This is a genomic window from Flavobacterium sp. KACC 22758, assembly GCF_028736135.1.
GTDB lineage: Bacteria > Bacteroidota > Bacteroidia > Flavobacteriales > Flavobacteriaceae > Flavobacterium > Flavobacterium johnsoniae.
Genome location: NZ_CP117878.1, coordinates 196538 through 211171, shown reverse-complemented (window position 1 = coordinate 211171; position 14634 = coordinate 196538). Strand labels below are relative to the sequence as shown.

The window sequence follows — 14634 nt, the reverse complement described above, 5'->3', positions numbered from 1 at the left end:
TTTTGCTCAAAGAAAACTTTTTAGTTCTAAGATATTTCTTAAATAAAAGATAAAGAAAACTTAATTTTTGTATAGTATCACAGTCTTAAATTCTTAACATCTAGTAAAGCAGACGAAGTTCCTTTTTTGTATTCATATTCAATAGTTGTTTTTCCGTCTCCAAAATCTACAACTTCTTTTTTAGGATATTTTTTATTCAAAGGTGCACTATAATTTGAAACATCAAATGGTTCAATAGAATGCGTTGTAAGGCTATTAAATGTTATTCTTTTTTGATTTCCATATCGATAACCATGATCCATAACAACCGACCAAAAAATTGCATTCCCTATTAAATTATAAACATTTGCATACACAGTATCTTTTGGCGGGCTTTTCTGGGTCATACAGCTTTCTTTTTCATAAATATCTCCATCTTTATCATATTCAAAACAAGATTCTTTTTCGAGTTCTATTCTGCCGGTTTTATCTTTTTGTAAAGAAGTGGTAAGATCATATTCTCTTGGAGATTGAAAAGTCTTGCTTATTTCTATTTTACTATTAATTGTAATTCTATCTAATTGATAAATAACAGTAGATTTAGTAATTCCGGATACATCTGATTTTCTAAAAGAAATAACCTGACCTGACTGATCGTAAACAAGAGAGTCTACCTTAATACCATACATTGATAATGTTTTTAAACGATTATGATCGTCGTATGAAAAAACATTGGAATCCTTCGTAACTTTTCTGTATACTTCATTTTTATATACAGTGGTCCATTTTACTTTACTCAGCAAAAGAGGTGGTTTTTCATTATTTTTAGATTCCTTTTTAGAGGAATTACAAGATACAACTGCTAGTATAAGAAACAGAAATAGATTTTTTTTCATTTTGATTTTATTTTGATTGTTAAATAAAACTGATCTTTTAGCGCACATAGGGGAATACTCTAAAACAAAAATATTTTAGTTCAAAAGAAAAAACATCCTTTAAAAGTTTTAAAAACAAAAGTTTAAGACATTTTATAACAAAAAAAAGGCTTCTGATTTTTAAAAACCAAAAGCCTTTTTCTTTTTTAATTTAAGTCTACTCCTCAAACAACTCCATTAACTCTAAAGCTCGTTTTATCGACTTCACATTTTCAAAAGTCAACAACAAACGTAATCCGTTTACGGTTTGTTTTTCTTTCATTTTGCAGAGCGAGCTATGTTTTTGAACAAAGTTCAGGACGTTTCTAAACTTCACAGACTGGTAATAATCTGACTGCTGATCGGATACGAAATAACCAATCATTTTGCCTTGTTTCAAGACTAATTTCTCGATTCCAACTTTTGTTGCAATCCATTTTATTCTAATGCTGTTTAACAATGCTGTCGCTTGTTTTGGCAAAGGCCCGAAACGGTCAATTAGTTTTCTTTCAAATTCCTGTAATCCTGCTTCGTCTTTTATAGCGCCTAATTCGTTGTATAAAACCAAACGTTCTGAAACGTTATTGATATATTCATCTGGGAACAAAAGCTCAAAATCTGCATCGATTTGAATGTCTTTTACATATTCTTTGGTATCAATATCATTTTCTTCAGGATATAAATCTTTGAATTCGTTTTCCTTCAACTCTTCAATGGCTTCATTCATAATTTTCTGGTACGTATCAAAACCAATTTCATTAATGAAACCGCTTTGTTCTCCGCCCAATAAATCTCCAGCGCCGCGAATCTCCAAATCTTTCATCGCAATGTTGAAACCGCTTCCTAATTCGCTGAATTGTTCCAACGCCTGAATGCGTTTTCTGGCATCTTCGGTCATTGATGAATACGGCGGACAGATGAAATAACAAAATGCTTTTTTGTTGCTTCGTCCTACTCGGCCTCGCATTTGATGCAAATCTGATAATCCAAAATTATTGGCATTGTTGATGAAAATCGTATTGGCATTTGGAACGTCCAAACCACTTTCGATAATCGTTGTAGCTACCAAAACATCAAAATCTCCGTTCATAAAACCTAACATCAATTCTTCTAGTTTCGCGCCGTCCATTTGTCCGTGGCCAATTCCAACTCTTGCATTTGGAACCAAACGCTGAATCATTCCCGCCACTTCTTTTATGTTTTCGATTCTATTATTAATAAAGAAAACCTGTCCGTTTCTCTGAATTTCATACGAAATCGCGTCACGAATAATTTCTTCATTAAAACCAACCACATTGGTTTCAATTGGATAACGGTTTGGCGGAGGCGTTGTAATTACTGATAAATCTCGTGCCGCCATTAACGAAAACTGAAGCGTTCTCGGTATTGGCGTTGCCGTTAATGTCAGCGTATCCACATTTGCAGCAATGGTTTTCAGTTTATCTTTTACGTTAACTCCAAACTTTTGTTCCTCATCGACAATCAATAAACCTAAGTCTTTAAAAACTACATTTTTATTAACCAGTTGATGCGTTCCAATTACAATATCCAGTTTTCCTTCGGCTAAATCTTTTAGTGTTTGTGTTTTTTGTTTTGCCGTTCTAAATCGGTTTAAATAGCCAATTGAAACTGGCATGTCTTTTAAACGTTCAGAAAAAGTTCTATAATGCTGATACGCCAAAATAGTTGTCGGTACCAAAACTGCTACTTGTTTGCTGTTGTCAACGGCTTTAAAAGCAGCACGAATCGCAACCTCTGTTTTTCCGAAACCAACGTCACCGCAAACCAAACGATCCATTGGACGATCGCTTTCCATATCGGCTTTTACTTCCTGCGTCGATTTCATTTGATCCGGCGTATCTTCGTAAATAAAAGAACTTTCCAATTCGTTCTGAAGATAACTGTCGGGCGCAAACTGAAATCCTTTTTCTAAACGGCGTTTTGCATAAAGCTGAATCAAGTTGAATGCAATATGTTTTACACGCGCTTTGGTTTTCTGTTTTAAAACCTTCCAAGCGTTAGATCCTAATTTATATATTTTCGGAGGCGTTCCGTCTTTTCCGTTGTATTTGGAGATTTTATGAAGCGAGTGAATGCTCACATACACAATATCATTATCAGCATAAACCAATTTAATGGCTTCCTGCGTTTTGCCTTCAACCTGAATTTTCTGCAATCCGCCAAACTTCCCAATTCCGTGGTCGATATGCGTTACATAATCGCCTACAGAAAGTGCAGTTAGTTCTTTAAGCGTAATATTCTGCTTTTTAGAATATCCATTTTTAATGTTGAATTTATGATAACGCTCAAAAATCTGGTGATCGGTATAAGCGGTTATTTGGTTTTCTTCATCTATAAAACCTTGATATAAAGGCAATACAATGGTATGATACTGCTTTCTAATATTTTCTGAATTGGCTTCGTCTAAGCTTTCAAAAATATCGTGAAAACGCTTCGCCTGCGTTTCATTAGAACAAAACAGATAATTGACATATCCGTTAAAATGATTATCGCTTAAATTATTCAGCAATAAATCAAATTGTTTGTTGAATGACGGCTGAGGCTGAATATGAAATTCGAATTTTTTAGTGGTTTTAAAAACAGGTCTTGAAGCCAATTCTACAACCGAAAAATCCAATGCTCGTTTTATAAACGAAGCCTGATTTAAAAACAACTGCTCTGGTGCAGCGTGTTTAATTTCTTTAGACAATTTCTCAAAAGCGTCTTCTGCTCTTGCAAATTGTTTGTCTAACTGACTGAAAAGTCCTTCGGTATTTTGAATAAAAAGAACTGTTTTTTCGGCAATATAATCTAAGAAACTTTCACGGTTTTCCTGAAAAATTTTGTTTTCAACATTTGGGATAATCGTAATCTTTTTATGTGTTTCTACAGATAATTGTGTTTCAACATCAAAAGTTCTAATGCTGTCTACTTCATTTCCAAAAAACTCAATTCTGTAAGGATGGTCGTTTGAAAATGAGAATACATCGACGATTCCCCCGCGAACTGAAAATTCGCCGGGTTCTGTAATAAAATCGACTCTTTTAAATTCGTATTCAAATAAAACTTCGTTAATAAAATCAATCGAAATTTTATCGTTTAAAGAGACTTTTAAAGTGTTTTTATCTAATTGCTGACGCGTTACTACTTTCTCAAAAAGTGCTTCGGGATAAGTAACAATTACGGCAGGTTTTTTTTGTGAATTGATTCGGTTTAAAACCTCAGCGCGAAGCAGAACATTGGCATTGTCTGTTTCGTCAACCTGATACGGACGGCGAAATGATGCGGGATAAAACAAAACGTCCTGTTCCCCAATCATCTGCTCCAGATCATTTAGGTAATATGCGGCCTCTTCTTTGTTGTCTAAAACAATCAAAAAAGGCAGTTCGGTTTTCTTAAAAACAGAACGAATTATAAATGAAACAGCAGATCCAAGTATTCCGCTGATATTCATTTTTATCTGATTCCCTTCTAATAAACCTGATGCAATCTGCTGTGCTTTTGGCAGATTATCGTATGTTGTATATAATACGTTTTTACTCAACTCTTGGTAAATTTGGATCTATTGGTACTGATGCGTTTGGAATAGCGCGTGTTGTGTCTAACATTTTAAGAAAATCTTCTTCTCCCTGTTCTTTTGGAACTTTACTTCTCTCAACAATTTTATCCATTTGTCTTTCTAAAGAGACAAGTTCTTTATTGATTTCGCCAATTAAAAAAGCAACTTTATCATCTGGAATCTGGCTTAAATGAATAAACAAATCCATCATTTTAATTTTGGTAATCAAAACTGAAATTCGGCTTTTAATTGCCGGCTGGTTAAATTCGTTTGGAATACTATTGTTTAAAGCCATTGCTTTTTTTGAAATAGCAGTAGATTTTTTCTGAAATGCTCCTATTGTTTTTCTTGGTTTATCTCCAATTTCTTTTATAAAATCGCGCCATTCTGTCCAGGTTTTTATATTTTGTTCTGAAACCTCATTTATAGGTTCATCAATAAAAATCCAGGCTTTATTTATATTGTTAAAAATCTTAGCATTTTTTTTAGCTTCTTTCGCATTTTCAGCAAGACGTTTTTCATTATCATCCTGACAGGATTGAAGTGCAAAAATCAAAAGTAAAAACAGCGCTATTTTATATTTCATTTGATAATAATGTTAGACCGCAAAGTTACAAAGTAAATTTACAATTACGAATTGTGTTTTTTGCTAAAGATTCTATAAATCAAGGTTATTTTTTTGTCACAGATTTTAATGATTTAATAGATTATTTCTTCAAAAATCATTTTAATCTGTATAATCTGCGGCTAAACTAATATATACACTGTCAGAGAATAATCTAAAAAACAATCTTTATTGTTGTTGATTTTATAATTTAATGTTATAAAAAACGTTGATATTTGCGAAAACGTTATATTTGCAAGACTAAAATCTAAACAAAATGAATCCAAAAATATTAATCATTGGTGCCTGTGGGCAGATTGGCACTGAGCTGACTCAAAAACTTCGCAAATTATACGGGACCGAAAATGTCATTGCATCTGATATTCGAAAATTAAATACGGATGTGGTTAATTCCGGACCTTTTGAAGTGGTAAATGCTTTAGATTTTAACCAGATTGAACATCTTGTTGAAGTTCATAAAATTACGGATGTTTATTTGATGGCTGCACTTTTATCTGCAACTGCTGAAAAAAATCCGGCTTTTGCCTGGGATTTAAATATGAATTCGCTTTTTCATGTTTTGAATTTAGCGAAAGCAAAAAAAATTCAAAAGATTTTCTGGCCGTCGAGTATTGCGGTTTTTGGGCCGACAACTCCAAAAGAAAATACACCTCAATATACGATTATGGAGCCTTCTACGGTTTACGGAATCAGTAAACAATCTGGCGAAAGATGGTGCGAATACTATCATAATATTTATGGTGTTGATGTTCGAAGCATACGTTATCCTGGTTTAATAAGCTGGTCGACTCCTCCGGGCGGCGGTACTACAGATTATGCAGTTGATATTTTCTACAAAGCGATCGCAGATAAAAAATACGAATGCTTTTTGTCGTCTGAAACCAAAATGCCAATGATGTATATGGATGATGCAATCGATGCTACCATTAATATTATGAAAGCTCCTGTTGAGCAGATCAAAATACATTCTTCTTATAATTTAGCGGCAATGAGTTTTACTCCAACTGAAATTGCTGCCGAAATTAAAAAGCATATTCCTGAATTTGAAATTACCTACAATCCAGATTTCCGTCAGAAAATTGCAGACAGCTGGCCGGCAAGTATCGACGACAGTTCTGCAAGAGAAGACTGGGGCTGGAATCATAAATTTGATCTGGAATCGATGACAAAAGATATGATTGAACATTTGAGTTAATCGGAACTACTTCATATTAAGCGTGCTGTTTTAAAAGATATACTTTTAGGACAGCACGTTTTTTTATGAAAAGATTGTAAGATACGATTTGATAACTGCATGATTTTCTTACTTTTGATTGTACTGGATAATTCCTTTTTTATCTAAAACCATTAATCAAACTAAGACAAAAACGTTAATCAAATGGCAAATTCTTATTATCCTGTCGAACAAAGCAAAAGAACTGCTATTGTCGACATTCTTCGCGGCTGGGCTTTATTGGGTGTTGTTATTGGTAATTATTCCGGTTTTCTGCTCATTGGTGTACCGCACGAAACGAAGGATAGTATTTTATCTGAGATATTATCTTATTTCGATCAGTATTTTTTAGCTGGAAAATCATGGACTTTATTAACGGTCTTGTTTGGCTATGGATTTGCGATTTTAATTAATAATGTTGCGGCAAAAGGCAAAAATCCGGTTAGCTTTTTTAGCTGGCGAATGCTGCTGCTTTTTGGTCTGGCTTTTATAGATTCTTGTTTTTGGTTTGGAGATATCTTAAAAGATTATGCTTTTTTAGGACTCATACTACTATTTTTTTACAAAACCTCAGCAAAAACATTAGCCTGTATTTGTGCTGTAATTATCGCTGCGATTCCTTTTATAATGTCTTACATTAAAGGTCTTAATGTAGAAAGAACTGCAATTACTACAAGTGCAGAATATCTAAAATTATATTATTCAGGAAACTGGCTGGACTTTTTTAGGTTTAATTTACTGGCTTCTTTTTACCAGCAGGTTATTGTTCCGGGGTATGCGATTACGTCACATCTTGTTATGCTGGCCTGTATGCTTTTTGGAGTTTGCCTGCAAAAAATAGATTTTTTTAACCGTTTAAACGAAATGAAAAAACGATTACTATATGTACTTGTAATCAGCTTGGTTATTGCGGTTATAATGGGTATTATTTTTTACTCTGCCATTGAAAGCAAAGCAGCATTTCTTCAATTCTTTCATCCTTATTTTTGGTTCATTTTGAGTACAATGATTTTTATAGCATCTGGAATTATTTTATTGTACAGCCATAAAAAACTAAAAACAATATTCAATTATTTTTGTGCAGGCGGAAAAATGACATTAACCAATTACATCAGCCAAAACATTTTAGGTGCATTTATTTTCTCAGGAATTGGTTTGGGTATTGCTGATACAATGCCATATTGGTTTTACTTTTCGCTGGCAGTTTTTATTTTTGTTGTCCAGTTATTTATCAGCAAATGGTGGCTTTCAAAATACAACTACGGCCCAATTGAATGGCTATGGAGATCTGCAAGTTACAGAGAATGGTTTCCTCTAAGAAAAATACAGCCGGAGGTTACTCCTGCTGATATAAAAACAATATAACCGTTACGATTTTGGAATAAACCTGAAAATAAAAAAAGCCCTTAAATTTAATTTTAAGGGCTTTAATACCACGAGATTTTCCATAGAAATAACTTACTTGTTTGTAATCGACATGATAATGTCTTTGTTTGGCATCTTAGAATTTTGGCTTATGAAATGAACAAAGGATTTGATACAAATCTTAAATACGGTAATAATGATGGGATGGTTACTAAAGGTGAAATCAAAAAAGGAATTCAAATCTATATTGATAGAGGTAAAGAAAATAAGGCAAATGTAATTAGCTGCGATTATATAGAAAAAAAGAAAATTTATGGCATCATCCTGTAGACAATCCACAATTACGGCTGAGTAGATTTCTCTTTTATCCTCAACATTAAGATGATTTTTAGATTCAAAATAACATTTGATAAACTCCCTAAACACATTAATACATTATTTATCTTTTATCTATAGGCATTTCGACAATACCATTACTAGGTGGAGACGTTATAAAACTATATATAAAATAATTTTTACCATTTTTAGTAAGAGTTAATAATGGAGATAAAGTATTATTTTCTCCACTTATCACTCTTTTACTATAAAACTCTATAGAATCTTTATTTGTTGTAGCGAGGATGCCTCCTATAATTTCCTTGTAGTTATCATTTTTAATATATCTTTTCCCGTTTTCGTCTGCAATCCAACTTTTAAAAACACAGCTATCAGGTTTAATCAGAGTCAATTCTGCAATAAGTACTGATTCTCTTCCCCAGCTATCTAATTGACTATCTTGCTCAAATTCATATACTCCTTTCCATTTTTCAAACAAAGAATGAGAAATAAATTCATCAGTATCACTATTCTCATTTTCATTATTTTCTTTTTGTTTATGAATATAAACATTTTCCTTTTTTTCATTGATTTTGCTTTCAACATTGCTCTTTTTTACCTTTACATTGTCTTCAATTTTATTATTTTTAAAACATGACGCCAAAAGAAAAATCATAACTAGCTGGAGTAATTTTAAAAAGTATTTCATATGTATTATTTTATATAAATGTGTTTATTTTTCGCCTCTTTATCCTGATCCTCAGTGTCGTATGATTGCAAATTAATAAATCTTGCTGGATTGGTCCTAACACTTTCTCCTTTACCATAAGCATCCAATACCGTAGCAACTTCTAAATGTAAATGCGGAGCATGACCGCCACTTGCTATCGAACCAGATACACCTGCATATCCTAAAACTGTTCCTGCTTCAACCTCCAATCTATTAGTAGCATCTTCTTCTGTAAAAACAACACTATCTAAATGCATATAAATAAAAAAAACATCATCTGTTTCTTTTATATCAATTCCTTTCAATTCATCCGTAAATTGTGTACTGTAACTTATATTTTTTTCTTGTTCTAATAAATCTTTTAGCCCAATCTCCTGCTTTACTTTTTACGTAGCTGTCTAATGTAAACGGGATAAGATTTCCGTCGTAACTTTTTACAGTAATTGCTTTGCAGTAATCGTCTTTAAAGGCGTAGTTATCTCAAATCTCGATGGTAAGATCTTTGTTTGAAAAAAAATTACTTCTCTTTTTCTTCTGAATGGATTACGACCCATTTATCTGTTTTCAGTTGAAAGATTGTTTTAAAAGTTTTACAACAACCAAATGCACCACTTATTGTTAATGTTTTATCTTTTTTATTTAGTTCTTTTGGCAAAAAACTATGATTTAATGGAAAATTAAATCCTCAATAAATTCACCTTTGTTATTTTGGAAAAAATAAGAAAAAACAGGTTCAGAATCTCCACCATTATCCCAAATAAAAGCAAAATCATCTAATTCATCAAAATTAAAATCTTTGACTGTAAATGCTTCACAAGGGATATCGTCAAATAAAACCCAAGAATAAGGTTCAAATCGTATTTCTTGAATTTGAGATAAATTTTGCTTGTTAGTAATTGTTATTAGTACTGAAACTGGTTTCTTCTTTTTCTTTTCCTTTTCATCTTCAAATTCTAAACCCCTTTATTGTAAAGTTAAATTTTGAGGAAAGACCTTTTAACTCACATTCAGGTTTTTCATTTTCTTGATCACAAAGAATCTTTTTAATAGTTCCTAGATTCCTTTTTATAACATAATAAGTACCTTGATAACTTCCCAAAGTCCATTTTGAAATCCCTTGCTCTTTACTAATCCATTCAAACTTATAAAATGACGATTCTTCTTTATTTAAATACAGAAATATTATATTATTCTTCTTTTTAATATGGTCAATTTTGAAATTTGAATCTTCCATTGTTGTATGATCAACTATCGAATCATCAGTAACTTTAATTGATTTGGAAACATCATCACAATAAAAATATTTCCCGTTATCTTTTTTGTCTACAAAAAACCATTCTGTATTCTTTAGAATTTTCGTTTTTAGTAGCTAATATATTACTATCATGTGTTTGACCTTGACACGACAATAGTAATAGTAATATTGCTATCATTAAAATATAATTTGTTTTCATTTTTAGTCATCACATTTTTTCAGAATAATTGATTCTTTCTCAATCTTATCAGTAAAGGGATTTTTCAAATAAACTCTTGTTTTCTTCTTCGTATCATAAAAACCAAGCCATTTAAATTCTGCATTAAATTCGTTTATTAATTTGACTTCTGCTACAGGTACTGTTAGCGAGCAATCATAAAAATCTATTCCATTTGGAAGGTTATTATTAGAATATACTTCTCCATTAGGCGCATAATCATTACCTGATTCTTTTAAGTATAATTCAATTGTATTATTTCCTGCTTTTTTAGAAATTGCTCCACAAATAAAATTAATTGAACTTATCTCAAATGCTATCTCATCTGGGGAATAAAAAATTATATTGTCTTTGTCTACCCCTTTCTCGCAATGATTACTCCACTGTTTATTTATAGCAAATAAAGCCGATATATTTACTTCTTTTTTATTTTCATCACAATTATCAAATTCTTTACATGGTTGGTTTATATGTCTAATTGAATTGATATGTAAACTATCTATAAAAATTTCATCATTTATTTTCCAGATTTTTTTATTTAATTGTTGAATAGTAATCGTACTATCTATTCCATCAGGAGTCTCATTATTATATTTATAAGTAGTTTTTAATTTAATTTGATTACCTCCATTAATTAATGAAACAATATTTAGCATATAATTTTCTTGCCCCCAATTATGGAAAACACTGTCTTTATATATAACATATTTTGCAATATTAGCATCGCAAGGCTGGCATATAACTGTGTCTCTATTTTTTATAGTAACACGAAAAAAAGTATGTCCTACAGGTAGTTGTAATTTTTTCTCTTTAAGATTTGCAATTCTTTTTTTGTCTTTGCATGATATTATAGAAATTGATAATAGAATAAGACAAAATAACATTGAGATTTGTTTCATGATTTTTTTTCTCATTCCTTAATCAGCACTATAAGTAATGATTTGCTTTACATTATTATTAATTTTCTGTAATTCTATTATTGTAACGCCTCCTTGATAATTCATGTTAATTTCTACTTTAGTATTATTCACAACTTTGTATTCGATATTCATTATTCCATTTTGATTTACTGCTATAATCTCACTTGATTTAGGCAATACTTTATTTAAAAATTCAGAATCATTCACTCTATGTTCTTCAACTAATTTATTATACACATCTTTAAGGTTGGTGTTTTTAAATAAACATTCTTCTATATTGTCCATATCCTCTATAATCGTTTTACAATCTTCATTTTGTAATGTTTTCTCATTTTCATCAAAACAAAAACTACGATCATTATTAAATAAGCAAGCAATAATTTTATTCCATATTATTTTGTCGAATTTTAACTTTTCTGGATTTTTATCATCATTAGTAATATCAAGAAGTCTCATATTTTCTGCATCAAAAACAATCCATCCAACAGTATTTTCTGATTTGTCATTTGCATCAAACAAACGTAATTTCATATTAACACCGTTATTGTCTATAATTTCAATTTTTAAATTCTCTTTGAAAGGATTTTTAAAATTTGATTTTTTTATTAAGCTTAAAATTAATTGAGAACAATCAATTTTTAAATCTTCAGATCCCTGATTGTTTTTTTTAAGTAATGTTTCAGTTTTTTTGACTGGAACTTCTCTAATGTTTTTTTGTATTGCTTTTTTGTCTTCGTTATACTTACATGATAGAATGGACAACAATGAAATTATCGCGATAACACTTTTCATTAATTTAATATTTTAAACTGTTTTTACTACTCTATTGGAGTAATTATGTTATTATTAATCATCTTATTATAGTCTCCTTCATAATCTCCATTATCATATTTTTTGAAGAAATTAATGTTTTTTAAATCAAATCTAAATTGATATTTTTCTTTAAATTCAAATAGTTTTCCATCATCATAATTCGGATAATTTAAATAGTCTTTGTCTTTAACAATTATATTCTTAGAATCCATTTCAACAATTATCATTTCATCTTTTTCGTAAATTTTTGTAAAATCTTTATAAGATGTTTTTGTTTCTTCATATTCATTATTCCAATAACAAATTCGCTTTCCTAAAAAATATAACTTATTCTCTTTGTAATAATACAGCAACCAACCAAAATTATATTCCCCTATCAGTGGAAACAAAAAGACATAAGTATTATTTTTTTTAAAAACAGTTGGTCCAGATGTTATTAATTCAGAAGTTTTTATATTTCGAATAATTGCTTTGTCTATATCCTTAAACTTTATATATATAAACTCAACTTGATTTTGTACATCCGATTTTAAAATTGAATTCGACATCATAAAATCATCACATGATAAATTATAAAAATCATCATTGTCCCTGGCAGTTGAACAAATGATGTTTATAAATTCATCACCTGTACTAAAAACACTATTTTTATCTAAAGCTAAAAGTTCTTTGTTTTGTTTTATTTCTAGTTTTTTAATTGGTGTTGCCGTTTTTTTTCAACCAAATAAAATTGGAAAAATTATCAATAAATATATCTTTTTACTTTTTTTCAATCTCATAACCTAGGTTGTTTTTTTTATTAACAAACTCACTGTCAATCCATTCTGACTGAATGTAATATTTACCGCCTTGTTCTACTAAAATAAACTCAGGTTTCATTGTGCTCCCTAAATCATTTCCTTCCAAATTTCTCAGCTGATTAAATATTAGCTTATTACCATCATTATTAGCAGATAGTAAATCTTTAAAGCCAATTTGGTATCCCTCACCACTAGCTAATATGGAATCTTTTTTAATCATAATTTTGATTGTTAATCCTGAATATAAACCTTGGGTTTCTCCATAATTAAGTTTAACAGAATAATTACCAATCCACTTTTTATCTATGTAACTAACTTCTAATAACGATGCATCTTTTGTGGTTGAAATACTTGAATTAACAAGCTCCCTTAAATATTTCTCTTCCCAATCCTTCATTTTAGCCAAATCATTATCATTATTGACTTTGTATTGAAAGCCTTCTTTCCATTCACCATCTTGTAATATGTAAGTATCTATAATATAAGGCATTTCAGCATTAAAAGCTTGATCCAAGGATGGTGTCTTTTTTAAAAATCTTTTATCGATTATAAATATGATTGCATTAAAATTGTTTTTAAATTCTTTCATAGTTAAACTACTAATATTTTTATAAACATCTTTAAGGCAATCCATATCATCTAAACAATGAGATTCTATTAAATTAGTTTGAAATTTTTCTGTTTTGGGTATGATTATAACATTTGCATTTCCAAGTTTATTAATTTTATTATCATATGTACAGCCATAGTCTGGAATTTGATAATATCCATCTCTTATATCAAAGTTATCGCAGACAAGTATCTGATCTAAATCCTTTTCAATTTTAACAGTATTGTTTGCTGTTTGTTTTTCACTATTAATAATTTTATTTTCTTGTTTATTACAAGAAAACAAAACAAATAATACTAAATAAATTACATTTTTCATATTACAATTTTTTTGTATAGTTTTTAGGTCTAAAAAAACCTTTCCAGCCCTCATGTCCATATAATGCTCCTTTTAATCTCTTATATTTAGCAGTTCTAGAGCAACCTGTTCCTGAATATCCACCATTTTTTACTTGATCTGTTTCACTTACTGCTCCAACGTCACCTATTGCTTCAAGTATTGTAACAATATCAGTAGTCTCATCATAATTATATACTATCCCGGTATGTCCATCCGTTTTACCATGATCTTTTTTATTTCTTCTCCAAACAAACACATCTCCTCTTTGAGGCTTAAAATCTTTCTTATCACTACCTACAATAAAATCGATATTATTACTCCCTATTGTAGTCCTAAAATTATCTTCATTAGTTAATGTACTCGTATCAATTGCTTTATATACTGGCATAATTCCTAATTTATGGAGGTATATACCAACAGTTTCTGAGCAATCCAAATTTTTAAGCCCCGCTTCAGAAAGTGCTCCTCTTTCTCCTAATTGACTGTACGGAATATTTTTATCTACCAATTTTTTCATTTCTTCTAGCACTCCATCGGAATTAGTTTCATTATCACTTTGTTTTAAACTACATTCAAATTTCAATGCTTTATTGGAAAGACCTAGAGATAAAGAAGGAGTTAATCGAAATCTTATTTCGGAATATTGTATCTTCCCATCACTATTTCCATCCTTATCTAAAGATTCATTAGTTTCATAGTTACCATCTCCTTTAATATAAACAACATCATTATCATTTTTCCCCATTAATTCTGGACAAAAAATCACACAATATATATCAGTTGAATTCCTAATGTGTAATCCTTTTTTCTCTTTTTAGGTGCATCTATGCCACATCTATCATCAAGCATAAGTTTTCATTGAATTGAATCTAATTTAATCAAAGTCTTATTAAGAAAACTAACTTCTTTTTTTGTTGACAAGCACAGATAAAAGCACTTAAAATGGTAATTATTAAATATTTTTGCATTTAGACTAATTT

The 14634-nt window shown here is 30.4% G+C and carries 14 protein-coding genes; 3 read left to right on the top strand and 11 right to left on the bottom strand.

Features of this window, described 5'->3' with window-relative positions; translation table 11 throughout:
- Nucleotides 1-77 precede the first annotated feature (77 nt).
- From PQ462_RS00985 to PQ462_RS00975, 3 genes are all read right to left on the bottom strand, one after another.
- Nucleotides 78-875, bottom strand: coding sequence for a hypothetical protein (locus PQ462_RS00985; protein ID WP_274252046.1), 798 nt, complete (start codon nucleotides 873-875; stop codon nucleotides 78-80).
- A gap of 196 nt (nucleotides 876-1071) precedes the next feature.
- The gene (gene mfd, locus PQ462_RS00980) at nucleotides 1072-4437 is read right to left on the bottom strand and encodes a transcription-repair coupling factor (protein WP_274252045.1); all 3366 of its coding nucleotides are present in this window, start codon (nucleotides 4435-4437) and stop codon (nucleotides 1072-1074) included.
- Complete coding sequence (locus tag PQ462_RS00975) at nucleotides 4430-5038, bottom strand: hypothetical protein (protein WP_274252044.1); 609 nt, start codon at nucleotides 5036-5038, stop codon at nucleotides 4430-4432. The genes mfd and PQ462_RS00975 overlap by 8 nt, the downstream gene beginning before the upstream one ends.
- Nucleotides 5039-5333: 295 nt before the next feature.
- Here PQ462_RS00975 and PQ462_RS00970 point away from each other — a divergent pair, with 295 nt between their 5' ends.
- From PQ462_RS00970 to PQ462_RS00960, 3 genes are all read left to right on the top strand, one after another.
- Nucleotides 5334-6272, top strand: coding sequence for an L-threonine 3-dehydrogenase (locus PQ462_RS00970; RefSeq protein WP_012023282.1), 939 nt, complete (start codon nucleotides 5334-5336; stop codon nucleotides 6270-6272).
- A gap of 183 nt (nucleotides 6273-6455) precedes the next feature.
- The gene (locus PQ462_RS00965) at nucleotides 6456-7655 is read left to right on the top strand and encodes a DUF418 domain-containing protein (RefSeq protein ID WP_274252043.1); all 1200 of its coding nucleotides are present in this window, start codon (nucleotides 6456-6458) and stop codon (nucleotides 7653-7655) included.
- A 156-nt stretch (nucleotides 7656-7811) separates the two neighbouring features.
- Complete coding sequence (locus PQ462_RS00960; RefSeq protein ID WP_274252042.1) at nucleotides 7812-7985, top strand: hypothetical protein; 174 nt, start codon at nucleotides 7812-7814, stop codon at nucleotides 7983-7985.
- 109 nt (nucleotides 7986-8094) lie between these two features.
- Here the strand turns inward: PQ462_RS00960 and PQ462_RS00955 are convergent, their stop codons facing one another.
- From PQ462_RS00955 to PQ462_RS00920, 8 genes are all read right to left on the bottom strand, one after another.
- Complete coding sequence (locus PQ462_RS00955; protein ID WP_274252041.1) at nucleotides 8095-8679, bottom strand: hypothetical protein; 585 nt, start codon at nucleotides 8677-8679, stop codon at nucleotides 8095-8097.
- A 5-nt stretch (nucleotides 8680-8684) separates the two neighbouring features.
- A complete protein-coding gene (locus PQ462_RS00950; protein WP_274252039.1) occupies nucleotides 8685-9005 on the bottom strand; it encodes a hypothetical protein in 321 nt (106 codons plus the stop codon).
- Nucleotides 9006-9646: 641 nt separating this feature from the next.
- Nucleotides 9647-9934 carry a hypothetical protein gene (locus tag PQ462_RS00945; protein WP_121362630.1) on the bottom strand — a complete coding sequence of 96 codons (288 nt, stop codon included), beginning with the start codon at nucleotides 9932-9934 and terminating at the stop codon, nucleotides 9647-9649.
- A 222-nt stretch (nucleotides 9935-10156) separates the two neighbouring features.
- Nucleotides 10157-11071, bottom strand: a complete 915-nt coding sequence (locus tag PQ462_RS00940) for a hypothetical protein (protein WP_274252038.1) — start codon at nucleotides 11069-11071, stop codon at nucleotides 10157-10159.
- Between the two features lie 18 nt (nucleotides 11072-11089).
- Nucleotides 11090-11884: a hypothetical protein gene (locus PQ462_RS00935; RefSeq protein WP_121362632.1), complete on the bottom strand. Its 795-nt coding sequence runs from the start codon at nucleotides 11882-11884 to the stop codon at nucleotides 11090-11092.
- A 26-nt stretch (nucleotides 11885-11910) separates the two neighbouring features.
- Entirely contained in the window at nucleotides 11911-12456 is a 546-nt protein-coding gene (locus PQ462_RS00930; protein ID WP_274252037.1) for a hypothetical protein, read from the bottom strand.
- Nucleotides 12457-12664: 208 nt separating this feature from the next.
- Nucleotides 12665-13633, bottom strand: a complete 969-nt coding sequence (locus PQ462_RS00925; protein ID WP_274252036.1) for a hypothetical protein — start codon at nucleotides 13631-13633, stop codon at nucleotides 12665-12667.
- A gap of 1 nt (nucleotide 13634) precedes the next feature.
- Nucleotides 13635-14399, bottom strand: a complete 765-nt coding sequence (locus PQ462_RS00920; RefSeq protein ID WP_274252035.1) for a CHAP domain-containing protein — start codon at nucleotides 14397-14399, stop codon at nucleotides 13635-13637.
- Between the last annotated feature and the right edge of the window lie 235 nt (nucleotides 14400-14634).